The organism is Hyphomonas sediminis (genome assembly GCF_019679475.1).
Classification (GTDB): Bacteria; Pseudomonadota; Alphaproteobacteria; order Caulobacterales; family Hyphomonadaceae; genus Hyphomonas; species Hyphomonas sediminis.
Map to the genome: position 1 here is coordinate 152,819 of NZ_JAIEZP010000001.1, position 24,727 is coordinate 177,545.

A 24,727-nucleotide genomic window follows, 5' to 3' on the forward strand; every position below is an offset into this window, starting at 1 on the left:
CCATATAAGCCAAGATGGCCTCAGATGCGAGGGGCTTCAGTGCGCGCCGGAAAAGACGCCCGTGCGGATGCCGTAATCCACGGCGACGCCATAGTCGGGATCATCGTCCTGCTCGACCACCAGCTGGCCGGCTTTCTTGAGCAGGCTGTGGCAGTCCGGCGAGAGATGGCGCAGGCGCAGCGTCTTGCCATGGGCTTCATAGCGGGCGGCCAGATCCTCGATCGCCTGCAGCGCGGACTGGTCGACAACGCGCGAGCGGCGGAAGTCCACGATCACGACATCCGGGTCGGTTGCCGGATGGAACAGGTCTGCAAAGCCATCGGTCGAGCCGAAGAAGAGCGGGCCTTCGATTTCATAAACATGGGCGCCGGGCTCGCGGACGCTGTCGCGCTCGATCACACGGATGCGGCGGGCATTGTTCCAGGCATAGGCAAGCGCCGAGACGATGACGCCGATCAGCACGGCTGTGGCGAGATCATAGGCCACCGTGGCGCAGGTCACGAGGATGATCACGAAGGCATCCATACGGGGGATGCGGCGCATGATGCGCAGGCTTTGCCAGGCGAAGGTGCCGATCACGACCATGAACATCACGCCGACGAGGGCGGCGAGCGGGATCATCTCGATAAAACGTGAGCCGACGAGGATGAAGGTGATCAGCAACAGCGCCGCGGTGATGCCGGAGACGCGCGTGCGTCCGCCCGATTTCACATTGATCATCGACTGGCCGATCATGGCGCAGCCGCCCATGCCGCCGAAGAAGCCGGTGACGACGTTTGCCCCGCCCTGCGCAAGGCATTCCTGCGAGGCGCCGCCCTTCCGGCCGGTAATCTCGCCGACAAGGTTCAGCGTCAGCAGGCTTTCGATCAGGCCAACCGAAGCCATGATGAAGGCGTAGGGGAAAATGATCCGGAGGGTTTCCAGATTGAACGGAACCATCGGTACCGCAAATTGCGGCAGGCCGCCCTTCACCGAGGCCATGTCGCCAACGTTTGGCACGTCCAGCCCGAAGCCGATGACGATGGCGGCGACGACCGCGATGCCTGCCAGCGGCGCCGGGATGGCCTTCGTGATCTTGGGCAGGCGCCAGATGATCAGCATGGTGAGGCCCGTCAGCGCCAGCATCAGGTAAAGCTGGGTGCCGCGCAGCCATTCACCATTGGCAAAGCCGTGGCCGCTCGGATTGGCAGAGCCCGGCACCTGGAACTGGCCAAGCTGGGCGAGGAAGATGACCACCGCCAGGCCGTTCACAAAGCCGAGCATCACCGGCGTTGGCACCAGCCGGATGAACTTGCCGAGGCGCAGCGCCCCGGCGATCAGCTGCATGAACCCCATGAGGATGACGGCAGCGAAGAGATATTGCGGCCCCATCTCCCCGACGCGCGGATCATGGACCAGGCCGACGGCAACCACCGCCAACGCGCCTGTGGCGCCGGAGATCATGCCGGGCCGGCCACCGAAGATCGCCGTGATCAGGCAGATGATGAAGGCCGCGTAGAGCCCTGAGAGCGGCTCCACGCCAGCAACAAACGCAAAGGCCACCGCCTCGGGCACCAGCGCGAGCGCAACAGTGAGCCCGGCGAGCAGGTCCGTCTTCAACTGGGCCGGAGAGCTGGGGGCAAAATCCGTATCGGCCCATTTGGACATGGAAATCCGCTCAGCAAATGCCGAGAAGGCTGACTTGATCATGGCGTGCCCCAACTGCTGACCCTTGAGGGGCCGCATTACCGGACTGAAGCTGCATTGCAATGTCGGGGCTGCAATGGGCCGGCATGCCGGCCCGTGCCGCCTATGTCTGGATCAAGCTGCGACGCGGTTGGCGGTGCCGGCGGCGACCCAGCCCTGGCGGATGTCGCGGGCGGGTTCCAGCAGGTTTGTGAGGCCCTGGAAGGATTCCCCCTCCCCGAGCAACACAACCGCGCCCGGCGCCATCTGGGCGGCCAGCACTTCGGCGACGCGCATACGGGCGGCCTTGGACATGCCCGAGAGGACATGGCGGCAGAGGATGAGATCGAACTTGCCGAGGCCCGAAGCGCTTTCCATCAGATTGTGCTGGCGGAAGCTGACACGGGAACGGAGCGTCTCGTTTGCCTGCCAGTCGCCACTGTCCATCCGGTCGAAGTGTTTCATCAGGCGGAAAATGGAGAGGCCGCGCTGGGCTTCGTAGTGATTGTAGATGCCCAGACGGGCTTTCTCGGTCGAATACTTGCAGAAATCGGTCGAGAGGATCTCGATCTTGGCGCTGCGCAGGCTGGAGCCGGGCTCGTCTTCCAGCATCATCGCGAGGGAATAGGCTTCCTGGCCCGAGCTGCCGCCGGCACACCAGACGCGCAGGCGCCCGGCAGGGCTCGCCGCGAGGCGCTCGGGCAGGACGGAATTGATCACCGTGTCGAAGACGGGGCGTTCCCTGAAGAACCAGGTGTCATGCGTCAGCAGGGCCGAGGCAACCTCAGTGCGGAACACCGGATTCTGGCGGTTTTCGATACAGTAGACGAGGTCGGCCAGCGTGCCGAAGCCTTCGCGGCGCGCAATCGGGGCCAGACGCGCTTCCATGAGATAGGCCCGCGACGGCGGGATCGCCTGACCTGTGGCCTTCAGGGCCAGGTCTGCGAGCGCGTTGAAGACCGTCTCCTGCATATCCTGCTCCGCCGCGAGGCGCGGCGGCCCCAAAGGTTACCGTTAGGCCGCTTTTTATTAAGAAAGGCTTCAGATCAGCCCGACTTCTGCGAATTTGCTCTCCAGGATGTCTGCATCAAATGGTTTCATGATGAATTCATCCGCCCCGGAGCGCAGGGCTTCATTGATGTGTTCGGGATCATTTTCAATCGAGCAGAACACAACACGCGGCACCTTGCCGCCCTCTTCCCGGCGCAGGGCGCGCAGGAAGTCGATGCCGTTCATGGTCGGCATGTTCCAGTCCAGGATCACGGCGTCCGGCATGGATTCCCGGCACATTTTCAGCGCTTCAGCGCCGTCTCCGGCCTCCGTGACCGAGAAGCCAAGGTCGCGCACGATGCGGGAGGCCACTTTGCGGACCACGCGGGAATCATCGACGATCAGGCAGGTGCGCATGGGCGGTCTGGCTCCGGAAATGGCAGGACGCGGCTATTCAGCCACATGCCTGCCTGAAGCGCGTTAACAAAATCTGACCGGCGCGCCGACCTAGCCCTGGGACTTGATCCCGCTGGCCATGAAAACCACTGATCCGTCAGCGGTCTGGCGGGCGCTGAGCGTGCCGCCGAGGCCATCGCAGGTAAGCTTGGCGAACAGCGGCTGGATGTTTTCCGGGCGCCAGCCATGCTCGGGCTCATCCCCCTTGAGGCCTTTGACCACGTCTTCCTTGAGCTTCAGACGGTCGCCCCGGCAGGTCAGCGAGATCGTCTTGACGCCGGCTTCCTCACGCACGGTGACCTGGATGACACCGCCGCGGACGGTGGCCGTCAGCGCCGTCATGATGAGGTTCATGATCAGGCGGGCTTCGCCGAAGGAGAGCTCTGCGGTGCCCAGATCCCAGTCGATGCTGGGCTTCTGGAAGCGGAGATAGTCTTCCGTCAGCTTCTTGAACTGGTGAATATCGGCTGTGCCTGCCTGCAGGCCCATGGAGCCGAAGGCATAGCGAAGGAATTGCAGCGTGGCGGTGACCCCGTGCGCCCCTTCCCGCAAAGTGCGCTCGGAATGCTCCTTCTCCTCAGCACTGCCGGGGCTGTCGAGCATTTCCAGCGACAGGGACATGGTCGCCGCCGGAGAGACGATGTCGTGACAGAGCCGCGCGGAAAGATACGCGGCGAAGCGCGCATGATCTAGGTTCATTGGTTCAGCCCGTGTTGTCTCAGCTTATGCTGCAGGATCAGGTGAGCCGCCGGACCTGTCAATAAACGACCGATGACACTCTCGTAACGGCCAGCCGGCTTCACTTTCCGGGGGTATCGATATCATCATGCCCGTGACGGGCGCTGTGGAATGTCAGCAGGAACAGGCCAAACGACAGGCCGAGGGTCATCACCCCGCCGAGAATATAGGCAAACCAGCCATGGCCGCTGACATCGCTCCCGAGGCCCTCCCACAAATAGGTGATGCCCCAGAGGATGAGGCCGAGGGCGGCGAAGGCGCCGAGAATCCAGAAGACAAGACGAAGCGACATGGGGACAGACTGTGTATTTTTGAGGACAAAAGCGGACAAACAGGGACAGATCGGATCAGTTCAGGGACACTTCGTGCCATGGCGGGCACAAGAATGACACCCTGAAAGACAAGCCCCGGACAGCTTTCGCCATCCGGGGCCAATCTCATTCCGGCGGGGCCGGACGCCAGCTTACTTCTGTTTCCAGGTGCCGGACTCGTCCATGTAATACTCACCGGCCTTGACCCGCTGGGCGAGCTGTTTCTCGCCGGCGATGCGGGCGACCTGCTGAACCGTGGTGCCGGTCTCGCTCGCGGTTTTCTCATAGAGAGCGCGGCGGCGGTTGTTGATGTCCTGCACCTTGCGGGTGACATCGGCGTCCGCCGAGCTGACGACGCCAAGATAGCCGTCGATACGCTCACCGATGACGCCCGACGAACGGGCTGCCTCGATCTGCGGGTCACCGCCGCCCTGCGCATAGGCGAGGCCGCCGAAGACAAGAACGAGGCTCAGGATCAGGGTACGAAAAATGGTCATGTTGGTCTCCCCAGGGTCCGCTGCTCAGAACAGGTCAGGGTTATCGTCGATCAGCTCGGACACTTCGCGGTCGAGCTTGATGCGAACTTCCTGCGTGATGTTCACATTGAGGTCGATCTTGATCGGCTTGTCCGAGGGTTCGAGCTTGATGGTGTGTGTGCATGCCGCGAGCGCGATGGCCCCCGCTGCGGCAAGGATGACTGGCTGTAACCTCATAAGGCGGAACTCCTCAAATTACCTGCGGCAGAATGACATGCCCGCGCTTAACGTCAATCGAAGCTGGTGTTGCCTGTCATTCAGGTTCAGGCAGGGCATTGCCGACCTCCCCTTCCGCCTGTGAGACAAGATCGATGACGGCCTGGGCGTTGGCCGCCTGCAGGCCCTGCTCGATCAGCTGAGCGAGCGGCAGGTTGAAGCCCATATTGAACTCGAAGGCCTGGCCGGGCGGCATGGTGAGCCCATTGGTGACCGGGAGCGAGCGGATATTGCGGCCCGCCAGAACGACATCGGCCTGCATCTGGCCAGCGAGATCGCCGCTCAGGCCTACTTCCAGCACGTAGAACTCAAGATCGCGCAGGGCGTTGAAGGCCAGCGAGGCAGTCGGATCATTCTCCGCCGCCGCATTGACCGCGCCGCCTGTATAGGAAAGGCGCCCGCCCTCATCGGCGCGCAGGCGCGCGTCGCGGACGATGACAGAGGTGGGCGAAAATTCGACCGGGAACGACCCGCTGACCGTACCTTCAGCGGCCGTGTCCGGCAGCTTCAGCACTTCGATCAGCTGGGTGAGGCCGATGCGGCTGGCGGTGACTTCGACGCGCTGAGGCGTGCTGCCCTGAAGCGACCAGTCCATCGGCGCGAGCGCCAGCTCGCCCCCGGCAAAGGGGAAGGTGACCGAGGAGAGATGGAGCACCTCTCCATTCTCAAGGCTGAAGGCGACCTTGCCATCGGAGAAGGGCACGCCCGGATTGACGCTGGCGATGGCGATCTGCTGGTTGTCCGCCGTGGTGAGCTTCATCAGGTCGTTGAAGCGGACACTGCCGGTGATCCCGCCGACGCGGCCGAGCCGGGTCGTCTGGAAGCCGAAATCGAGCACGGATAGATCGGCCGTGCCCTGAATATCGCCGCCATCGATGGTGAAGGCCGCTTCGCCGGTAAACTCGCCCTCGGCGGCGGTGAAAAGACCGACGAGGCGCTGGGAAATCATCGTGGGCTGGAAGCCGCCCGGAATGAAGACCAGCCTCTCAGACGTGATGTTCGCCGTGCCTTTGAGATCGAAGATATCAATCGAGGCGTCGGCGCGCGCAACCGGCGTACCGGTGGCTTCTATGCGGAAAGGACCGGACGCGACAAGGCGCTGGCCTTCGATACGGCCTGCAAAATCGCCCACCACAGGCTGGTAGACGGCATCTTCCAGATTATCGGCAATGCGCACGCCGCGCGCCTCGACATCGCCCGAGAGGCCGCCGGGCGCGCTGGTGCCGGTAAAGCCGAAATGCCGGGCCGAGACATTGGCCGGGATCATGCCGCCGCCAAACTGCGTCTGGCCGAGGCCGGCCCTGATCAGCACCGGGCCGGCGCCGGTTTCGATGCGCACTTCAGGGGCGCCGCTGTCGATGGTGAGCGTATTTTCACCCAGCGTCATCGGCATACTGAGCGTATCGGCGCTGACGAGGAAGGAGAAGCCTTTGTCCGCCGTCCAATCCACCATCGCCCCCTTCAGGCCGACCGTGCCCGTGCCGCCCGAAAACGCGAGCGGAATATCGACATCGCCGAGACGGGCCGCGCCGCCCAGAACCCTGCCCTGGCGGATGAACCGTCCGTCCACGGGGCAGATGTTGAGATCGGCGCGCGGCACGGTGATGCCGCCGCTGGTGATGGCGCCGGAGGCAAACGCCAGGCATGGCGCGCCATCGGCCTGAACGCGCAGGCCGGTTTCATCCCGCACGGCGCTGAGACCGCCGGAAAGACGTGCGTGTTCCAGCGTGACACCTTCGAGCTCTCCGGTGAGGGTGAAATCGCCCTGCCCTTTGGCCTCGAAGCCTTCGGCGGCGCCGCTGAAATCGAGCGCGCTGAGCCTGGCAGAAATCGTGCGCCCGCCGGCAGACCAGGGGGCCAGATCAATCGAAGCCCCTTCCAGCGCCAGTGTTTCGCGCGTAAGCCGGGCCTGTCCCAGATTGGCGATCAGGTTTGGCGCGCCGCCACCCGAGAGGCTGAGGCGGCCATTCATTGAAACCTGCCCCTGCTGGACACGCAGCCAGGCGCCATCCTCCGGACCATCCGCCTCCAGACGAAAGCCGGACGCGGCAGCAAGGGCCGAGGGGCCATCGGCCTCGATCACCAGACCGCCGGGGCCGAGATTTGCCTGCAGGCCGAAGGCCGTGTCGAAATCCTTCGCGGCGCGGCTGAGCGCGCCGGAAAGCTGGGCGCCGTGGGCCTCCAGCACGCCGGGCAGTTTCAGGGCGTTGGTCGCAGGCGCGATGGCGTCATTCGTCAGCGTGGTGCCATTGAGCTGGACGCCGCCGGTGAAGGCAGCGCGCGCGTCAGCTGTGCGCGTGAGATCGCCGGCGAGGCGCAGCTCTTCCGCCCGGCCCGGCGCGCCTGACAGGGAGGCCGCTTCCAGCGAGACAGGCCCCTGAACATTGCCACCCTTGCCTTCAAGCTCGGTATTGAAGGCTGTGTTGCCAATCGACCAGCCGGAGGCCTCGGCGCTGTCGAACTCCACTTCGGCAACGGCGAGCGTCAGCGCGCTGAGGAGGCTGTCGGAGGTCATATCCGGCAGGACACTGAACTCCGCGCGGCCACGCGAGCGCAGGGCCGCGACACTGGCCTCCGGCGCCGCGCCGCTGGCAAGGCGGGCGGACCATTCGAGTGAGGAGGCCCCTTCCCCGTCCAGCGGGAAAGCCGCCTCTGCCGCAAGGCTGAAACCGCGTGCGGAATAGTTCGGCGTTTCGGCGCTGTCGGACGCCAGGCGCAGCTCGCCGGTGACTTCGCCATCCTCGATGCGCGCCTTGAGCAGCGCTTCGCCCAGAACCATGCGCGCATTGCCGAGCGACAGGCGGGCCGGATCGAGCGCCAGCGAGGCGGTCGCGTCAGACGGCAACTGGCCGGAGACATTCAAGGTCGCCGCCGCAGGGCCAAAGGGGGTCTGCAGGTAAATGCGGGCGTCGCGGATGTCGATCGGCGGGGCTTCCCCACCCCCGCCGCCCGACGGCGCGGCGAGGCGTTCAAGCCCGTAGAATTTGAGGCCAGAGGGATCGAGCGTGCCGCGCATTTCAAGGCCGGCGATGGAAATGCCGTCTATGCGGGGCGTGAACAGGCGCGGCCAGGAGAGGCGCGCGACAACCTCGTCAGCCTCTGCCGGGACATCGGCGCCCGAGCTGATGCGCACGCCCGTGAGCGTGGCGCCGCCAAGGCCGATGCGCGTGAACCGGGCGTCGCACGTCAGATCGCGCTCGGCGCACCAGGCCTCCAGGGCGCCCTCAGCGATAGGTTTTCGCAGTAACCAGACAAGGCCAGACGACGCTGCGAGCAGAATAGCCGAGCCGTACATTAACCTTCTCGGCCAGACGCGCTGGCGAGGGGACGCCTCTCCTGAGAGGCGTTTCATCTCGGTAGAGTCGACAGGTTTCAATGATCCGACCGGCTTGCTTCTTGCTTCTACTACGCCATAAAGTCCTAAAGTGGCATGTAATTCAGGCGCTCCAACTTCTCGAATCCTTAAGTTGATCAGGAGACGAAAATAGGGCGCTGAACTTTCAGGCTGGCCGGAAGGGCCGGGGGCGTCAGAAGACAGGATACCGACTTGACCCAGGACGAAGCCCATCTCTCTCCGGCCCAGCGGCCGAAAAATGGTCTCTCCCAAGGCATGAAAAGCCTGATTGTGCTGGGCGTTCTTGGCTCAGCCTCCGCCATTGCCGGCCTTGTGATGGCCGGGCGGCCGACCTCCCCCATCCTGCAGACCGCCGAGGCGGCAACGCCGCTGCCCCTGGCGGCGCGGCTGGTTTCCGCGATCGACATGACGGACGCCCCGGCGCCGTTGATCAAGGCGGATGGCAAGCTGAAGCGGAATGAAACACTGACGGGCCTTGTGACCCGGCTGGGGGCGCCAGCGGGCGAAGCGAATGCCGCGCTGCAGGCCGTTTACAGCAAAGACCTGATCGACCATCGCCGCCTGCGGCCCGGCCTGGAAGCGGAGACCTTCGTTTCCGACGGGCACCTGACGGCGCTGTCGATCAAGGCAGATGCTGGCCGCAGCCTGCTGGTGACGCGCACGCTGGAAGGCGGGTGGCAAGCCACCGAGCTGAACGCGAAACTGACGCCCAGCTACAAGCGCGTGGAAGCAGAAATCGACGGATCGATCTATAACGCCGCCCTGAAGCTGGGCGCGGACGATCAGCAGGTGGTCGATTTTGCCAGCGCCTTTGCCTATGACATTGACTTCCAACGGGAAATTCACCCCGGCGACCGGTTTGAGATCTTCTTTGAAACCTTTGTGGATGAACGCGGCACCCCGGTGCGCAATGGCGAGGTGCTGTATGCGGCGCTCGACGGGAAGGCGCTGAAGCGCGGCTTCTATCGCTACACGCCCAGCGATGACGGCGTGGCCGACTATTTCGACGAGAAGGGCGAGAGCGCCACGAAATTCCTGATGAAGACGCCGATCAACGGCGCCCGCATCTCTTCAAGCTTCGGCACACGGCGCCATCCGATCTCGGGCTATACCCGCCTGCACAAGGGCACCGACTTTGCCGCCCCAACGGGCACACCAGTCTATGCCGCCGGCTCGGGCACTGTGCAGCGCGCCAGCTGGAATGGCGGCTATGGCAACTTCATCAAGATCAGGCATACGCGCGGGTATGACACGGCGTACGCGCACCTCTCGCGCTATGCCAAGGGCCTGAAGCCCGGCATGAAAGTACGCCAGGGCGAGGTGATCGGCTATGTCGGCTCGACCGGCGCCTCCACCGGCCCCCACCTGCATTATGAGGTGTATGTCGATGGCAAGCCGGTGAACGCGATGTCGTTGAAACTGCCGACCGGGCGGAAGCTGGCGGAAGATCCGGCAATGCTTGCCGAGTTCACGAGCTACAAGGACAGCATCGATGTTCTGCGCCGGGGCGGCAACGGCCCAATGGCCCAGCTGGCACGCGCCGAAGTCGCTGTAAGCCCCTGAAAGCCTAACCCTTAGCGGGAACAGCTGCTGAAGAATCTCTCCTCAGGAGCGATTCTGGTCCCCTTCTTGCTTTGTCCCTGCCAGACCTCGCCCCTTGCCGGGCCCAGGATGGGAGATGGACATGAAAAAGACGCGCAAGCCGCCTCGCATTCCTGTCGCTGTCCGGCGGCTGGATGTCTCACCGCGCCTGATTGAGCGTGTGGCGGGCATCGCCGTTATCCTTGTTATTCTTGCGCTTTTCCTGCTGGTGCGGGCACACCCCGAGCCGCTGAAGGCAGGCGGGCTGCTCTCCTTCAACGACCTGCGTGCCGAAGCCGGAGAGGCCGACACCGTGACCCGGACCGGGACGGTGACGGCCAGTGTCTCGACCATGGACGTGCTGGAAGTGCTGGGCGCCAATCCGGATGATGCGGCCGCTGCTGCTGTCGCGCTGCGCCAGGCCTCACCGGCCAAGGGACAACGCCTGCGCGCGGGTACGCCGCTTTCGGCCTGGTTTGAGACCGGTGCCAATGGCGCAGACCGGCTGGCAGGGGTCAGCGCCAAGGTCAGCCCGACAGCGACGCTGGTGGCTTCCCGGCGCGCCGATGGCAGCTTCCAGGCCAACCTGCTGTCTGCGCGTACGACGACTGTGCTGCACCGCGTGGCGGGCCGCATCGACACCACGCTGGCCGACGCCATCATCGCCGGCGGCGGATCACGCCAGAATGCCGACATGTTTGCCGGCCTCTTCCCCGAAGACGCGACGCTGGGCAAAGGCGGGCGCAAGGGCGAGCGCTTTGATGCGGTGATCGAAATGGTTGCCGATGAGCGGGGCAATTTTCTGGAAGCGGGCGACCTCGTCTTTGCCGCGTTCAATGGCCAGCAGGCATCCGGCAGCTGGTACCGGTTCACGCCGGAAGATACCGGTCTTCCGGAGTTTTACAGCCGTAGCGGCATTGCGGGCGACGAATTCCTGCTGCGCGATCCTGTGCGCGGCGCGGTGGTGAATTCCGGCTTTGGAAACCGCGTCCATCCGATCACGGGCGAAATGCTGTTGCATGCCGGCATCGACTTCCCTGCCCCAACCGGCACGCCGATCCGGGCCGCGGGCTCGGGCATGGTGACCGATATGCGCTGGGGCGAAGGCTATGGCTGGTTTGTCCGCATTCGGCACGAGCGCGGCTATGAAACGGTTTATGCGCACATGTCCGGCTTTGCCGAAGGGCTGACGCCTGGCCGCACGGTGATGCGCGGCGACACGATCGGCTATGTCGGCTCGACCGGCTCCAGCACCGGATCGCACCTGCATTACGAAATCCTGCGCAACGGCTTCTATGTGAACCCGGTGACGCTGGCCCTGCCGACGGGACGCGATCTTTCTGTCAGCAAGGGTGTGTTTGCCGCCTTTGAAGCGCAGCGCGACACGATCGACACGTTCCGCAACCAGTCCTCCAGCGCGCCGCTACTGGCCGCAACGAGCACGACAGCTACCCGGATAGCAAGCGCCCCGGCGCCATAGGCACCGGGGCAATTTCCGTTTACGGATTTTCTTACCGTCCGCTTAGTTGAGCGCGGCGCGGCCCTTGGCGAAGTCGTTCGGGACGCCATTGATGGCGAGGACGCCGTTTTCGACACCGACATGGATGGTTTCGCCATCCAGGATGCGGCCTTCCAGCAGCAGCCGCGCGAGCGGGTCTTGCAGTTCCTTCTGGATCACGCGCTTCAGCGGGCGCGCGCCATAGACCGGATCATAGCCGCGCGCCGCCAGCCAGTTGCGGGCGTCGAGGCTGAGGTCCAGCTTCATCTTCCGGTCCTTCAGCAGCTTCTCGAGGCGGCTCATCTGGATATCGACGATATGGTCGATCTCACCGCGGCCAAGCCGCTTGAAGAAGACGATCTCATCGATCCGGTTGATGAACTCCGGACGGAAGTGCCGGCGGATGGCCGACATGACATGTTCGCGGGCTTCTTCGGACACGTCCCCCTCTTCCCCGCTCGCCAGCGCGTCGGCGCCGAGGTTCGAGGTCATGATGATGATCGTGTTCTTGAAGTCCACCGTGCGGCCCTGGCCATCGGTGAGGCGGCCATCATCGAGCACCTGCAGGAGCGTGTTGAAGAGGTCCGGATGGGCCTTCTCCACCTCGTCGAACAGGACGACCTGATAGGGCCGGCGGCGGACAGCCTCGGTGAGTACGCCGCCCTCATCATAACCGACATAGCCCGGAGGCGCGCCGATCAGTCTGGCGACGGAGTGTTTCTCCGAGAATTCCGACATGTCGAGCCGCAGGATGGCGGTGTCATCGTCGAACATGAATTCGGCGAGCGCCTTGGTCAGCTCCGTCTTACCCACACCCGTGGGGCCGACAAACAGGAATGAGCCGATGGGACGGTTGGGGTCCTGCAAGCCCGCCCGCGCGCGGCGCACGGCGTTGGAAACGGCCACGAGCGCGTCGGGCTGGCCGACGACACGTTTGATCAGCGCCTCTTCCATCCGCAGCAGCTTTTCGCGCTCGCCTTCCATCATCTTGTCGACGGGGATGCCGGTCCATTTGGAGACGACCCCGGCGATATGCTCTGGGCGGACGACTTCTGAGACAAGGCCGCCTTCGGCGTCGCCTTTGCTCTCAGTTTCCGCGATCAGTTTCTCAAGCTGGGGGATGGTGGCAAATTTCAGCTCCGAGGCCCTGGCAAGGTCGCCCTGGCGTTGGGCTTCGGCCATGTCGGAATAAGCCCGGTCGAGCTTTTCCTTGGCCGAGGCAGCACCTTTCAGCTTATCCTTCTCCGCGCTCCAGGCGGTTGTCAGCTCGCGCGAGCGGGTTTCGAGGCCGGCAATGTCAGTCTCAAGCGTTTTCAGGCGGTCCTGCGAGGCGGTGTCCTTCTCCTTCTTGAGGGCTTCGGCTTCGATCTTCAGCTGCAGCAGGCGGCGGTCGATCTCGTCGAGTTCCTCAGGCTTGGAGTCGACCTGCATGCGAAGGCGCGAGGCGGCTTCGTCCATCAGGTCGATGGCTTTATCCGGCAGGAACCGGTCTGTGATGTAACGGTTCGACAGGGTGGCGGCGGAGACGATGGCGGCGTCGGAAATGCGCACGCCATGGTGGGCCTCGTAGCGGCCCTTCAGACCCCGGAGGATCGAGATTGTGTCTTCCACCGTCGGCTCATCGACATAGACCGCCATGAAGCGGCGGGCGAGCGCCGGATCGCCTTCGACATATTTGCGGTATTCGTCCAGCGTGGTGGCGCCGACGCAGTGTAGCTCCCCGCGGGCAAGCGCGGGCTTCAGCAGGTTGGACGCGTCCATCGCGCCATCGGACTTTCCGGCGCCGACAAGGGTGTGCATCTCGTCGATGAAAAGGACGATTCCCCCATCGGCCTGCTGGACTTCGTTCAGCACGGCTTTGAGGCGTTCTTCAAACTCACCGCGGAATTTAGCGCCAGCGATCAGCGCGCCCATGTCGAGCGCGAGGAGGCGTTTGTCCTTCAGGCTTTCGGGCACATCGCCATTGATGATGCGCAGGGCGAGGCCCTCGACAATGGCCGTCTTGCCAACGCCGGGTTCACCGATGAGCACCGGATTATTCTTGGAGCGGCGCGAGAGAACCTGGATCGTGCGGCGGATTTCCTCGTCGCGGCCAATGACCGGATCAAGCTTGCCTTCGCGCGCATCCTTGGTGAGGTCGCGCGCATATTTCTTGAGGGCTTCGTAGCCTTCTTCCGCGTTCTGACTGTCTGCTGTGCGGCCCTGGCGGAGCTGGTCGATGGCGCCCTCGATGGCCTTTGGCGTGACGCCGGCGACTTTCAGCGCCTCGGCAGCCGGATCACCGGTGAGACCGGCGATGGCGAGCAGGAGACGCTCGGCAGTGACGAAGCTGTCACCGGCTTTCTTGGCGCCGGCTTCGGCTTCCTGGAAAAGCTTTGCGCCGGATTGTTCGAGGCGGAGGCCACCTGCCCCGGCGCCGGACACTTTCGGCAGACGGGCAAGCGCGGCGTCAACGCCCTGGATGGCAAGCTCGGGACGGCCGCCGGCAGCACGCACGAGATTGACCGCGAGCTGGTCACGATCTTCAAGCAGCGCTTTGAGGATATGGGCAGGCGCGAGGACCTGGTTTCCGGCAGCAAGGGCCGCCGTTTGGGCGCCCTGGACAATGGCGCGGGCGCGTTCGGTGTATTGTTCAAGATTCATGTGGTCATCCCCTTCTTGAGGCAGATTTCAGTCTTCTGGCCCAGCCCCGCTCAGCGGCAGCCGTTCCGTTATCCGGAATGTGGGAATGGAGGGCGAAAGCTGCAAGCGCCTACCGGCAAAACGAAACGCCCCGCCGGGTAAGGCGGGGCGTCGCAGTAATTCTACCTAGTGCCGCCCGAAGGCGGCAGGGTGGATCAATCGGTCGTCTCGGCCGAGGTGGCTTCCTCGCTGGACGCACGGCGGCGGCCACGCGACAGGGTCTTCATCACGCCTTCGGTTTCCGAGCCAGCCGAGGTGTCTTCCTTCGGCTCTTTCTGGCGCGGGGCGCGCTCTTCACGGGCGCGATAAGGCTTGCGGCGATTGCGGCTGCCCCGGTCTCCGCGCTCACGCGTATCGGGGGCGGCTTCTTCGGCGGTTGCCTCGTCATCTTCTTCGGAAACGGCGCTGCCTTCATCCTCATCGGAGGAGTCGATCACACGGAGCGAATCGGCGCCGTCATCTTCCTCTTCATGGCGCGGAGCGGTGGACACGACGACGGCTTCGCCGGCATCTTCCTCACCCATATCGGCGCCTTCAGAGGGCTGATTGCCGCGATAGTCCCGGTCCCCGTTGGGGCGGTTGTCGCGGTCGTCGCGCCGGTCGCCGCCATGACGGTTCTGGTTCTGGCCCTGTTGCTGGACGCGGGCTTCCTGCTGCTTGGCCACGATCCGCTGGTAATGCTCAGCGAACTGGAAATACGCTTCAGAGAGAATGCGGTCGCCGCTGGTCTGCGCGTCGCGGGCATACTGGAGGTATTTCTCAAGCACCTGCTGAGCAGAACCACGAATTTTTACATCCGGACCGACGCTCTCATAGTGACGGTTCGGGTTGTTGAAAGCGTTCTGCGGATTGCCGCCTGAGCGTCTGTTGCGCCCGCGTGAGCGTTTCATTCGGTGTATCCTGTATAAACAAATCTGTTTGCGATCACCGGCTGGCAGGTTTCAGACCCATCAGCTTCTGCTCGCAAGCGGGGCCTGATCTGCAATGCTGCCGTTTCTGCCGGTACACGACGGGAGCTTGCACCTGTCACCCGCAATCACTGCGGGCGGCCCCTCGCCGAACCCTTATGTAACGTGGATCGCAAGCACCGCCAAGGGAAAATGTAAGCAGAATTAACGGGCTTTCCAGCCTGCCACCCAGCGATCATTGCCGCCCAGATCCTGACCATCGGCCACATTTTCGAAGCCAGCCGCCTGTAAAAGCTCTGAAACAGCCGCCCGCTGGTCGTAACCGATCTCGAAAATCAGGCAGGCGCCGGGCTTCATCTGCGCGCCGGCAAGGTTAACGATCTGACGATAGGCATCGAGCCCGTCTGCCCCGCCATCTAGCGCGCTCAGGGGATCGTGATCGCGTACTTCGGGTTCCAGCTCCTCGATCACGGCGGACGCGATATAGGGCGGGTTGGAGATGATCATGTCCGCCTCGCCCCAGCCTCGCCAGTCGGCCCAGCTGCCCTGGAAGACAGTGGCGCGACCAGAAAAGCCAAGCGCTTCGAAATTCTCCCCCGCGAGCCGGGCGGCCTCGGGGCTTGCTTCGACCCCTACTCCGCGCGTCTCCGGGCGCTCCCGCAGCAGCGCGGCCAGGAGGCAGCCGGTGCCGGTGCCCAGATCGGCAAGGCGGAGCGGCTGGTCCTTCGGCAGACGGTCCAGCGCAGCGGTGACAACCGTTTCACTGTCGATGCGCGGGATGAGCGCGCGCCCATCGGAGCGGATCTCAAGGCCGTAGAAGGCCGTGTACCCCATGATATGCTGCACCGGTTCGCGCGCGGCGCGGCGCGTAGTCGCGTCCAGAAACTCGTCCTCAACGCCTTTGGGCACAGGCTCGCTGCCCTGCGAGATCAGCGCGACATGCGAACCGCCGAAAGCATGAAGCATCAGCATCATGGCTTCAGACTTCGGATTGCTTATGCCCGCTTCCCTGAGGCGGCGGGCGCCGTCCCGGATCAGATCGTCATAGGTTGGCGGCGTCACGCATTCGCCTCAAGCGCAGCGAGACGGCGGGACTGGTCTTCCGTGATCAGAGCATCGATCACATCGGAGAGCTTGTCGCCCGCGATGATCCGGTCGAGGGAGTAGAGCGTCAGGCCGATGCGGTGATCGGTGACGCGGTTTTCCGGATAGTTGTAGGTGCGCACTTTCTGGCTGCGGTCGCCCGAGCCGATCTGGCTGGCGCGGGCTTCGGCGCGGGCAGCATCCTTCTCCGAGCGCTCTTTCTCGTAGAGGCGGATCTTGAGCTGTTGCATGGCCTTGTCGCGGTTGACGTGCTGGGATTTCTCCGAGCTCGTTACCACGATACCCGTGGCAAGGTGGGTGATCCGCACGGCCGAGTCAGTCTTGTTGACGTGCTGGCCACCGGCGCCGGACGCACGCATCGTATCGATACGGATGTCTTCGGGGCGAACTTCGATCTCGATATTTTCCGGCGCAGGCAGCACGGCAACCGTCGCCGCGGAGGTGTGGATGCGGCCCTGCGTTTCGGTAGCCGGAACGCGCTGGACGCGGTGCACGCCGCTTTCCCATTTCATGCGGCCGAACACGCCGTCGCCGGACACGTTGGCGATGATTTCCTTGTAGCCGCCCGCGTCGCCGGGAGAGGCGTCCACGATCTCGACCTTCCAGCCCATGATCTGAGCAAAGCGTGTATACATACGGAAGAGATCGCCCGCGAACAGGGCGGCTTCGTCGCCGCCGGTGCCGGCGCGCACTTCGAGCACGATGTCGGCCTTGTCATCGACATCCTTGGGCAGGAGCAGGAGCTGCATTTCCTGCTCCAGCGCCGGGAGGCGCTCGCGCAGGTCTTCGATCTCCATCTCTGCCAGTTCGGCCATTTCCTTGTCGCCGGAGGCGATCATGGCTTCAGCGTCTTTCAGGCCCTGACGCGCGCCCATGACGGCACGCGCCTTCGCAACCACCGGGCTAAGCTCGGCGTGTTCCTTGGAAAGGGTGATGATCTCATTGGCATCGGAGGCGGCCCCCATACGGGCTTCAACCTCCTCAAACCGGTCGATCACCTGCTGAAGGCGTATCTGGGAAAGGGCTGACATGGCCCGTCCCTTAATCCGCTTTCAGGCTGCATGGAAGCCCGCCAGAGCGTTCCGTGGCGCCTCAGAGGAAGATGCGCAGCGCTTCCCGGACCGCCAGGAAGAACAGGCAGAACGAGCCGGCCGCAAACACCAGGAACCGCAACGCCACAGTGCCAATGACGATCTGCACGATGGAATGGACGATCCGCAGCGCCACATAGGCCCAGGCAACCATCGTCGCCAGATGATCGCCGCCACCTGTCAGTGCCGCCAGGAACATGACCGCATAGAAGATCGTCGGCTGCTCGTGCAGATGATTGTAATTGTCTGCCGCGGAGCGGACATGCGGGGGCAGACGGTCCGAATAGGTGCCCGGATGGCGCGCCTCGTCAGGCTTGATGCCGGCCTTGCTGAAAGCCGGCAGGCGCAGGGCATACATCCAGAACCACATGAAACAGGTCCAGAGGATCAGCACCATGACGGGCTTGAGGAATTCGATTTCAGGAATTGCCATTGTTGTTGCCTCCCACAGCAGTGTTGTGGGCGGGAGACTAGGGCGCGCTGACCGTGTTTGGCAACTGGCGCGGCTGGCCGAGATGGGCAGTCAGGAAAGCGAGGAATGCCTCGATGTCATCGTCGACGACGGAGTGGCCGCCGGGGCGCAGGAAATAGGCAATGTCGGCCTTCGGATCGAAATGGGTGATGTCGTCCTTGAGGCCGGTTTCGCCATAGCCTTTCCAGACCTCACTGGCCGCAAGCGCTGCGCGATAACTGGAATTGGGATCGGACCACACGTCCCGCCGCGCATTGCCGAGGAATAGCGGGCGCGGAGCAATCAGCGCCAGGAGGTGATGCTGGTCGAAAGGCAGCGTCTCGGGATTGGCCGCATATTTTTCCGCTGTTGGCGCAAGCCAGTGGGGATAGGACTTCACCATCCGGTCCAGCCGCTCACCCGATGGCGAGCGCGAGAGGGCCGCGCCGGCAAAGCCGGACTGGTGGGCAATCACCGTATCGATGCGATTGTCCCAGGCCGCCGCAAGCAGCGCCGCCTTGCCATGGCGCGAATGGCCGAGGACAGCGACATGATCATTGTCGATCCGGGCGTCGCCTTCCATCGCCGTAACGGCTGCGGAGAAAGCGTAAGCCCAGGCCATCAGCGTACTGCCGGGATTGGGCGAGCCGCCGAGCGCAGCAATGGCCGGGCCTGCCTCATCAGCATCATCGGGCACGAAGTCGCTGGCATGAAAGCTGGCATAAGCAAAACCGGCATCGAAATAGAGCTCAACCGGCGCCTCGGCGATATACTCTCCGAACACGGCGGACACAATAAAGCTGACAATCGGACCGTAGTCATGCACCGCACACGGATCTCCATCCATGCTTGTGACAGGCTGTTCCGGGAATGTGGCGCAATTGGTGCCGAAGGTCTGACTGATGACAACGGGCACAGCGGTAGCGATATGCGGGAAGGCACCGACAAGCTGGAACGTGCGCGCGCCGTCCCCTGCCCCGATGGTGATGTCCATCTCTTCCAGCGTACCGCGACCTTCAAGGTAGTCAGGGACGATCACACGCCAGTCGCTGAAGGACACCGGCATACCTTCGGGCCAGGCGCCATAGAGCGTTTCCTGGAGCAGGCCTTTGAGCCGCTCGCGCTCGGCAGGGTCTGAAATCAGCGCGCTGACATCGATGGGCGGGGAAGCGACAGGCTTGTTGTAGATGTCGAGGCTCGCATAGTTGAGACCCAGCATGGTGCAGCTGGAGCCGATCAGGAGCATCAGCCCGGCAAGCAGGCTGATGCCAATCCAGCGCAGAACTCGAAAAAACATGGGTAACTCTCAGATGCGCGCCCGCTGGAACAGACAGCTACCCCATCCGGGCGCAGCCTCCCAGCCCCCAGATGATTTCCTCTTGCTGTCTTGCGCGGTCACGATAGCGTGAGCCCATGAAAATGATCCTTTCCCTTTTGGCTGGCGGCATTCTCGGGATTGCCGCCGGGGCAGCCTCCGCCTTCTATGCGGCGGGCATCATTGGCTCTGGCGCGAGCTTTGGCGACCAGATCGACGTGAACAGCTGGAAAAGCGACTGGACCATCGGGTCGGCGGCTGCAAATCCGTGGACGCGGGCCCGGGTCGCGCGCCATGGCCTGCTGGCGCTGACGAAGGATGAAGCGGTGTATTTCACTACCGCCACCGATTCCGACGGCGCGCGCCTCAAGGACGACTGCACCTATGAAGTGAGCGGCGGGGAGATGCCCGGCCTCTGGTGGTCGGTAACCCTCTATGATGGCGAGAGCTATCTTCCGCGCAACAAGGACAATGCCCTCTCCTTCGACAAGACCAAGGCGGCTGCCAGCGGCGCGCCGGATGCCTGGAGCTTTGTGATTGCCGCAGACGGCCCGGAGACGGGTAACTGGGTGTCCAGCAAGGCAGGTGGCGCGTTTGACCTGACCCTGCGCATCTACAAGCCGGACCTCGCGCTGATTGAAGATCCCGAAGGCGTTCTGCCGGCCCCGACCGTCAAACGCCTCGCCTGCAAGGGAGCGGCATCATGAAAGCCTTCCTCACCGGCCTTGCGGCTTTTGTGGCAACATTCCTGATTGCGCATTTCGTGGTGCTGAATGCCCTGCCCGGCAAGATCATGTCGACCGTCCGTGGAAAGATGATGGACACAGGCATCGCGCCCCATAGCTGGACGATGAGCGCGCGGATCACGCCGGAGACGCAAAGCGTCGTGCGCCCCTCACCCGATCTTGCCTATGCCATCTGCCTGATCGACCTCTCGGATGGGCCGGTCGAGATCACAGTACCATCCTGGCCGGAATATGGCTCGCTCTCGATCTTCGAGGCGGACACGAACAATGTCTACGCCGGATCGCTCGACGCACGCGCCGAAGGCACGCCGGGCACGCGCCGCGTCGTAGTCGCGATGAAAGGCCAGGACATTTCCGGCGCGGCAGGCGCGGAGACGGTGACAGTGAAAAAGCCCGAAGCGCTGGCACTTGTCCGCCGGCTTGCGCCGACGCAGGCGTCTTATGAAGCGGCCGCGGCCCTCATTCCGGCGAGCAGCTGCGCGCCACTCTGACGCGGAAACGCTTATTCGGCGGGCACTTCGGCAGCTTCGGCCTCGCGCTGGGCGCGCAAGCGGTCTGCCTTGTCCTCAACCAGCTTGACGATGTGCTCGACCATGTCGGCATTCGAGACGTTATGGTCTGGCCGTCCGTTGACGAACATCTTGCCGCTTTCCTTGCCGCCGCCGGTGAAGCCGAGATCGGTCATTGCCGCCTCGCCGGGGCCGTTGACGACGCAGCCGATGATCGAGAGCGAAATCGGCTCTGAAATATGCGCGAGGCGCTGCTCCAGCGTCTCTACCGTCTTGATCACATCAAAACCCTGACGCGCACAGGAAGGACACGCGACGATGTTTACCCCGCGCGTGCGCAGGCCGAGCGATTTCAGCATCTCGAAGCCGACCTTCACCTCCTCGACCGGATCGGCCGAAAGGGAGACACGGATCGTGTCGCCGATACCGGCCCAAAGCAGCGCGCCCATACCGATGGAGGATTTGACCGTGCCTGTGCGCAGGCCGCCCGCTTCGGTGATGCCAAGGTGCAGCGGCGCGTCGGTTGCCTCCGCCAGCGCCTGATAGGCAGCGACGGTGAGGAACATATCGGACGCCTTCACCGAGATCTTGTAATCATGGAAGCCAAGGTCATCGAGGATGCGGGCGTGATCGAGCGCCGATTCCACCATCGCGTCGGGGCATGGCTCACCATACTTTTCCAGGAGGTGCTTCTCGAGACTGCCGCCATTGACGCCGATACGCATGGAACAGCCATTGGCGCGGGCCGCAGCAACCACTTCCTTCACGCGCGCGGGCGAGCCGATATTGCCGGGATTGATGCGCAGGCAGGCCGCACCTGCATCTGCCGCCTCGATGCCGCGCCGGTAATGGAAATGGATGTCGGCAACCAGCGGGATGGGGCTTTCCCGCACGATCTCGCGGAAGGCTTTCGTCGACTCTTCAGTAGGACAGGAAACACGCACGATATCCGCGCCAGCTTCGGCGCAGCCCAGGATCTGCGCGATCGTTGCAGCGGCGTCCTCGGTTGGCGTGTTGGTCATCGTCTGCACAGCGATGGGCGCGTCGCCGCCCACCAGCACATTGCCAACGCGCACCTGGCGGGACTTGCGCCGCTCGATGTTGCGCCAGGGACGGATCGGATTATGGCTCATTGCGCGCCTCGCATGCGGGCAGACCTTGCCTCAGCTATTGAGGGCAGATGTGGCGCTTATGGCGCCGCCCGTAAAGGCCTTAAGGTGTCGCCCCGCCGGGACCGTTCGCCGCGACAACCGGGGTGATCGCCTCAGCAGCCCGAACGAGCTGCTCATCTACCGACATGGAGAAGACTTGCGCGCCATCCGGACCGACAGGCCCGATCACGACATCGCCGACGCGCCACTGGAAGTCGCCGCCATTGCGCGCAGAAACCGTCCAGCCGGCGTTCAGCCTCGGGAAATAGGTCTCCCCTTCCGCCATCGTGCGGCTGAGGAAGATGGTGCCGTCAGCGCCGCGCACTTCCAGCCAGCCCTGACGGACCGTCACAATTTCGAGCGGAAGGTCGGCCGGCTTGGCCGCCTCGGTGCGCACATCCTCGAACAGGCTGTCGCGCGCGCCCGACACGGCGACGGGCGCTTCGCTCATCACCTCTTCAGCCGGGTCCTGGTTCATTACGAAATATGTCACCGCCGCAGCAGCAATGGCGGCCAGCAAAGCCCCGGTCACCGCGACCAGCGGCCAGTTGGTTGCCGGCTTCTGCAGCTGGCCCATTTTCGGCACGGGCGCAGCCGCCTTCACCTCATCCAGGCCGCCGCATTCGCGGGTATAGCGCTGGACAACTTCGGTTTCCGGCAGGCCCAGATAGCGGGCATAGGTCAGCAGATAGGCCTTCAGATAGCCCGGGGCTATATTTTGCACCTCCATCCGCTCGATCCCCATCAGGAAGTTCTCGCGGATGCGGGTTTCCTTGGCGATTTCGATCAGCTGGAGGCCCAGAACCTCGCGGACGCGGCGCAGCACCTGACCCATGCGAAGGGCTTCGCCTTCGTATTCGGAGGTGCGGAAAATCTCTTCGGCGCGAAGCCGGCCTTCACGGCCCTCTCCCTCGCGGCCAGTGCGCGCCGGGAATGGGGTTACATTCGAACGTTCCGTTCCGTTCTCAGTCACTGCTGCTTCGGACTTCTGTCCGTCCTCTACCGGTTCAGGCGTGATGTGCTGTGCCATATTCTACCAGTCTCTTCGACCGCTGCCATATGGGTACCAAATTAGGCAAAAAGCGGTCCAGGCCATGAAAAAATCAGCCATCAACCCGTTTTTACCCGGCTTCAGCTGTCCGGTATATTGGCACCATGTTCAATCGCGATCCCTAACACTTGGTTACGGAACGCATCGTTCGGTTTATCCAGCGCGGCCTCCAGCCCTGCCCGGAAGCCTGCCAGATCAATGGATCTGAGTGCCTGCTTGACCGGGCCGATGGCCGAGCCGGACATCGACAGGCTGCTGTATCCGAACGCCGCAAAACAGAAGGCTGCCAGCGGGGTTGCCGTTGCCTCGCCGCACACAGAAAGCCGGATACCGGCCTTCTGGCAGGTTTCGGCGACCATTTTGAGAAACCGCAGGGCCGCCGGGCTGATCAGCTCGTACCGGTCTGACACAGAAGGTGTCATCCGGTCGGCGGCGAAGAAGAATTGCAGGAGGTCGTTGGTGCCGACCGAGAGGAAATCGACCTCCCCGGCCAGATCGGCCAGCGAGAAGGCCAGCGCCGGGGTTTCCAGCATGACGCCGATTTCGAGCTTGGAAGGCCGCTGCCCGGTCCGCTGGAAGCTCCACTCAACTTCCTGATCGAGCAGCTCGCGGGCGGCGCGGAACTCCTCCGGCGTCGTCACCATCGGGAACATGACCGTCAACGGGCGCTCCCCGGCGGCCCGGACCAGTGCGCGCAGCTGGCGGCGGAACAGGCCTTTATGGTCGAGCGCAAAGCGGATCGAGCGCCAGCCGAGCGCGGGGTTTTCCTCGCGCAGCTGGTTGAGGATCGGCAGCACCTTGTCACCGCCCAGATCGAGCGTGCGGAACACCACCGGCCGGCCATCAGCCCGGTCCAGCACCTTGCGGTAGAGCCCGATCTGGTCTTCCAGGCGCGGCAGAGAGTCCGAAACGAGGAACTGGAACTCCGTGCGGAACAGGCCAACGCCGTCAGCGCCGGTCTGATCGAGCATATCGAGATCGAGATCGAGGCCAGCATTCAGCATCAGCGACAGGGTGGTGCCATCGCGCGTCTGGGCCGGCAGACCCTTGAGGGTGGCGTAAACAGCCTGCCGCTCGGACCGCAGGGCAACGCGGGTCTTGTAGGCATCGTAAACCGCGTCGTCGGGCCGGATGTGAACTTGCCCCTGCTCGGCATCGACGATCACATAATCGCCCTGCTCGATCATCGTGGTGAGGTCGTCAATGGCGCCGATGGCCGGAATGCCCAGCGCGCGCGCCACGATCGCCGCGTGCGAGGAGGCGGCCGCCTCCTCCATCAGGATGCCGCGCAGGCCTGCTTTGGCATATTCCAGCAACTCCGCCGGACCGAGCCGGCGGGCAATCAGGACGCTGCTTTCGTCAGAAATCTGCGGCTTGCTCTCATCCCCGCCGAGGATGCGCAGGAGGCGGTTGTCGAGGTCTTCCAGATCGTGCAGGCGCTCGCGCAGATAGGGATCGCGCGCCGCTTGCAGTTTTGCACGGTGCTCGCGGCGGGCGCGGTCAACGGCGGCCTCGGCTGACAAGCCGGAGCGGACGCCCTCCTGCAGCTTCTCGGCCCAGGAATTGTCATGCGCCAGAAGGCGGTAGGCCTCCATCACATCGCGCGGATCTTCCCCCAGAGCCGCGCCATCCACCAGCATCATCCGGTCGATCGAAGCGCGCAGGTCTTTGAGCCCCTCTGCGAGACGGGTGGCTTCCTGCTTCTGATCGGCAGCAAAGAAGCGCGCCGCCGGAACCACCGGATCGTGCAGCACGGCCCGGCCATAGCCGAGACCTTCGCAGAAGATGCGGCCCCGAAGATTGCCGCCATTGTTGCCACGCACGCGGCGCTCGGGCTGGGGCGCAGACTGGTCTTCCTCGATCCTGTGGACGATTTCGGCCAGTACCATGGCGATGGTCTGGAGGGTTTCGACCTCCTCATCGCGGTAGACCCGTTCGGTACGGTTTTGCACGACCAGAACACCGATGACGCCGCCCGTGCGCAGGATCGGCACACCCAGGAAGGCGTGGAAGGGGTCCTCCCCTGTCTCCGGACGGTAGGAGAAGGCCGCATGGCGGGGGGCGTCTTCGATCGCAATCGGTTCGGCCGTGCGGGCGACATAGCCAACAAGGCCCTCATTGGCGCCCATGCGCGTCTTGTTGACGGCTTCCGGCTTCAGACCTTCGGTGGCGATCAGCAGGAGCGAGCCATCGCCTTCGCGGTGATAGATGGAACACACATCGGCGACCATGGTGGACGCGATGAGCCGGACGACCTGATCCAGGCGCGAACGGGTATCCCCATCCTCCGCCATAACCTGGCGAAGGCTGTTCATCAGAACTCGGGTGGCCGGCAAGTTATACGGCATGCTCCCCCGGTCTTACGGTGACCCG

21 protein-coding genes are annotated in these 24,727 nt (G+C 63.8%); 4 read left to right on the forward strand and 17 right to left on the reverse strand.

What is annotated here, in order from left to right:
* Positions 1–36: 36 nt before the first annotated feature.
* The 8 genes from K1X12_RS00740 to K1X12_RS00775 all read right to left on the reverse strand — a co-directional run bounded on the left by K1X12_RS00740 (position 37) and on the right by K1X12_RS00775 (position 8,207).
* Positions 37–1,647: a SulP family inorganic anion transporter gene (locus K1X12_RS00740; protein ID WP_439649730.1), complete on the reverse strand. Its 1,611-nt coding sequence runs from the start codon at positions 1,645–1,647 to the stop codon at positions 37–39.
* 153 nt (positions 1,648–1,800) lie between these two features.
* Positions 1,801–2,637, reverse strand: a complete 837-nt coding sequence (locus tag K1X12_RS00745) for a CheR family methyltransferase (protein ID WP_220985730.1) — start codon at positions 2,635–2,637, stop codon at positions 1,801–1,803.
* Positions 2,638–2,706: 69 nt separating this feature from the next.
* Complete coding sequence (locus K1X12_RS00750) at positions 2,707–3,072, reverse strand: response regulator (protein ID WP_220985731.1); 366 nt, start codon at positions 3,070–3,072, stop codon at positions 2,707–2,709.
* 90 nt (positions 3,073–3,162) lie between these two features.
* A complete protein-coding gene (locus tag K1X12_RS00755) occupies positions 3,163–3,810 on the reverse strand; it encodes a histidine phosphotransferase family protein (RefSeq protein WP_220985732.1) in 648 nt (215 codons plus the stop codon).
* A gap of 100 nt (positions 3,811–3,910) precedes the next feature.
* Complete coding sequence (locus K1X12_RS00760; protein ID WP_220985733.1) at positions 3,911–4,141, reverse strand: hypothetical protein; 231 nt, start codon at positions 4,139–4,141, stop codon at positions 3,911–3,913.
* A 171-nt stretch (positions 4,142–4,312) separates the two neighbouring features.
* Entirely contained in the window at positions 4,313–4,657 is a 345-nt protein-coding gene (locus tag K1X12_RS00765; RefSeq protein ID WP_220985734.1) for a YdbL family probable chaperone protein, read from the reverse strand.
* A gap of 24 nt (positions 4,658–4,681) precedes the next feature.
* A complete protein-coding gene (locus K1X12_RS00770; RefSeq protein WP_220985735.1) occupies positions 4,682–4,873 on the reverse strand; it encodes a YnbE family lipoprotein in 192 nt (63 codons plus the stop codon).
* Positions 4,874–4,949: 76 nt separating this feature from the next.
* Positions 4,950–8,207 carry an intermembrane phospholipid transport protein YdbH family protein gene (locus K1X12_RS00775; protein ID WP_220985736.1) on the reverse strand — a complete coding sequence of 1,086 codons (3,258 nt, stop codon included), beginning with the start codon at positions 8,205–8,207 and terminating at the stop codon, positions 4,950–4,952.
* Between the two features lie 252 nt (positions 8,208–8,459).
* Here K1X12_RS00775 and K1X12_RS00780 point away from each other — a divergent pair, with 252 nt between their 5' ends.
* Complete coding sequence (locus tag K1X12_RS00780; protein WP_220985737.1) at positions 8,460–9,830, forward strand: M23 family metallopeptidase; 1,371 nt, start codon at positions 8,460–8,462, stop codon at positions 9,828–9,830.
* A 121-nt stretch (positions 9,831–9,951) separates the two neighbouring features.
* A complete protein-coding gene (locus tag K1X12_RS00785) occupies positions 9,952–11,328 on the forward strand; it encodes a M23 family metallopeptidase (RefSeq protein WP_220985738.1) in 1,377 nt (458 codons plus the stop codon).
* Between the two features lie 42 nt (positions 11,329–11,370).
* Here the strand turns inward: K1X12_RS00785 and clpB are convergent, their stop codons facing one another.
* The 6 genes from clpB to K1X12_RS00815 all read right to left on the reverse strand — a co-directional run bounded on the left by clpB (position 11,371) and on the right by K1X12_RS00815 (position 18,879).
* Positions 11,371–13,989 carry an ATP-dependent chaperone ClpB gene (gene clpB / locus K1X12_RS00790; protein WP_220985739.1) on the reverse strand — a complete coding sequence of 873 codons (2,619 nt, stop codon included), beginning with the start codon at positions 13,987–13,989 and terminating at the stop codon, positions 11,371–11,373.
* 194 nt (positions 13,990–14,183) lie between these two features.
* Entirely contained in the window at positions 14,184–14,918 is a 735-nt protein-coding gene (locus K1X12_RS00795; protein WP_220985740.1) for a DUF4167 domain-containing protein, read from the reverse strand.
* 222 nt (positions 14,919–15,140) lie between these two features.
* Complete coding sequence (gene prmC, locus K1X12_RS00800; RefSeq protein ID WP_220985741.1) at positions 15,141–15,998, reverse strand: peptide chain release factor N(5)-glutamine methyltransferase; 858 nt, start codon at positions 15,996–15,998, stop codon at positions 15,141–15,143.
* Positions 15,995–17,071 carry a peptide chain release factor 1 gene (prfA, locus tag K1X12_RS00805; protein ID WP_220985742.1) on the reverse strand — a complete coding sequence of 359 codons (1,077 nt, stop codon included), beginning with the start codon at positions 17,069–17,071 and terminating at the stop codon, positions 15,995–15,997. Before prfA ends, prmC begins: the two co-directional genes overlap by 4 nt.
* A 61-nt stretch (positions 17,072–17,132) precedes the next feature.
* Positions 17,133–17,564, reverse strand: coding sequence for an MAPEG family protein (locus K1X12_RS00810; RefSeq protein ID WP_220985743.1), 432 nt, complete (start codon positions 17,562–17,564; stop codon positions 17,133–17,135).
* Between the two features lie 37 nt (positions 17,565–17,601).
* Entirely contained in the window at positions 17,602–18,879 is a 1,278-nt protein-coding gene (locus tag K1X12_RS00815) for a glucuronyl esterase domain-containing protein (protein WP_220985744.1), read from the reverse strand.
* Positions 18,880–19,001: 122 nt separating this feature from the next.
* Here K1X12_RS00815 and K1X12_RS00820 point away from each other — a divergent pair, with 122 nt between their 5' ends.
* Together K1X12_RS00820 and K1X12_RS00825 are read left to right on the forward strand one after the other, a co-directional pair.
* Positions 19,002–19,604, forward strand: a complete 603-nt coding sequence (locus K1X12_RS00820) for a DUF1214 domain-containing protein (protein ID WP_225907819.1) — start codon at positions 19,002–19,004, stop codon at positions 19,602–19,604.
* A complete protein-coding gene (locus K1X12_RS00825) occupies positions 19,601–20,134 on the forward strand; it encodes a DUF1254 domain-containing protein (protein WP_220985746.1) in 534 nt (177 codons plus the stop codon). Before K1X12_RS00820 ends, K1X12_RS00825 begins: the two co-directional genes overlap by 4 nt.
* Positions 20,135–20,145: 11 nt before the next feature.
* On the opposite strand, the gene ispG is transcribed toward K1X12_RS00825, so the two are convergent.
* The 3 genes from ispG to ptsP form a co-directional block, all read right to left on the reverse strand.
* Positions 20,146–21,285: a flavodoxin-dependent (E)-4-hydroxy-3-methylbut-2-enyl-diphosphate synthase gene (ispG, locus tag K1X12_RS00830; protein WP_220985747.1), complete on the reverse strand. Its 1,140-nt coding sequence runs from the start codon at positions 21,283–21,285 to the stop codon at positions 20,146–20,148.
* 79 nt (positions 21,286–21,364) lie between these two features.
* Positions 21,365–22,333, reverse strand: a complete 969-nt coding sequence (locus K1X12_RS00835) for a helix-turn-helix domain-containing protein (RefSeq protein WP_220985748.1) — start codon at positions 22,331–22,333, stop codon at positions 21,365–21,367.
* Between the two features lie 101 nt (positions 22,334–22,434).
* Positions 22,435–24,669: a phosphoenolpyruvate--protein phosphotransferase gene (gene ptsP, locus K1X12_RS00840; RefSeq protein WP_225907820.1), complete on the reverse strand. Its 2,235-nt coding sequence runs from the start codon at positions 24,667–24,669 to the stop codon at positions 22,435–22,437.
* Positions 24,670–24,727: the final 58 nt, after the last annotated feature.

Bases quoted from the DNA above. Each gene is read 5' to 3' on its own strand.
- K1X12_RS00740 (WP_439649730.1), bottom strand. From the start codon at position 1,647: ATGTCCAAATGGGCCGATACGGATTTTGCCCCCAGCTCTCCGGCCCAG.
- K1X12_RS00745 (WP_220985730.1), bottom strand. From the start codon at position 2,637: ATGCAGGAGACGGTCTTCAACGCGCTCGCAGACCTGGCCCTGAAGGCC.
- K1X12_RS00750 (WP_220985731.1), bottom strand. From the start codon at position 3,072: ATGCGCACCTGCCTGATCGTCGATGATTCCCGCGTGGTCCGCAAAGTG.
- K1X12_RS00755 (WP_220985732.1), bottom strand. From the start codon at position 3,810: ATGAACCTAGATCATGCGCGCTTCGCCGCGTATCTTTCCGCGCGGCTC.
- K1X12_RS00760 (WP_220985733.1), bottom strand. From the start codon at position 4,141: ATGTCGCTTCGTCTTGTCTTCTGGATTCTCGGCGCCTTCGCCGCCCTC.
- K1X12_RS00765 (WP_220985734.1), bottom strand. From the start codon at position 4,657: ATGACCATTTTTCGTACCCTGATCCTGAGCCTCGTTCTTGTCTTCGGC.
- K1X12_RS00770 (WP_220985735.1), bottom strand. From the start codon at position 4,873: ATGAGGTTACAGCCAGTCATCCTTGCCGCAGCGGGGGCCATCGCGCTC.
- K1X12_RS00775 (WP_220985736.1), bottom strand. From the start codon at position 8,207: ATGTACGGCTCGGCTATTCTGCTCGCAGCGTCGTCTGGCCTTGTCTGG.
- K1X12_RS00785 (WP_220985738.1), top strand. From the start codon at position 9,952: ATGAAAAAGACGCGCAAGCCGCCTCGCATTCCTGTCGCTGTCCGGCGG.
- clpB (WP_220985739.1), bottom strand. From the start codon at position 13,989: ATGAATCTTGAACAATACACCGAACGCGCCCGCGCCATTGTCCAGGGC.
- K1X12_RS00795 (WP_220985740.1), bottom strand. From the start codon at position 14,918: ATGAAACGCTCACGCGGGCGCAACAGACGCTCAGGCGGCAATCCGCAG.
- prfA (WP_220985742.1), bottom strand. From the start codon at position 17,071: ATGTCAGCCCTTTCCCAGATACGCCTTCAGCAGGTGATCGACCGGTTT.
- K1X12_RS00810 (WP_220985743.1), bottom strand. From the start codon at position 17,564: ATGGCAATTCCTGAAATCGAATTCCTCAAGCCCGTCATGGTGCTGATC.
- K1X12_RS00815 (WP_220985744.1), bottom strand. From the start codon at position 18,879: ATGTTTTTTCGAGTTCTGCGCTGGATTGGCATCAGCCTGCTTGCCGGG.
- K1X12_RS00820 (WP_225907819.1), top strand. From the start codon at position 19,002: ATGATCCTTTCCCTTTTGGCTGGCGGCATTCTCGGGATTGCCGCCGGG.
- K1X12_RS00825 (WP_220985746.1), top strand. From the start codon at position 19,601: ATGAAAGCCTTCCTCACCGGCCTTGCGGCTTTTGTGGCAACATTCCTG.
- ispG (WP_220985747.1), bottom strand. From the start codon at position 21,285: ATGAGCCATAATCCGATCCGTCCCTGGCGCAACATCGAGCGGCGCAAG.
- K1X12_RS00835 (WP_220985748.1), bottom strand. From the start codon at position 22,333: ATGGCACAGCACATCACGCCTGAACCGGTAGAGGACGGACAGAAGTCC.
- ptsP (WP_225907820.1), bottom strand. From the start codon at position 24,669: ATGAACAGCCTTCGCCAGGTTATGGCGGAGGATGGGGATACCCGTTCG.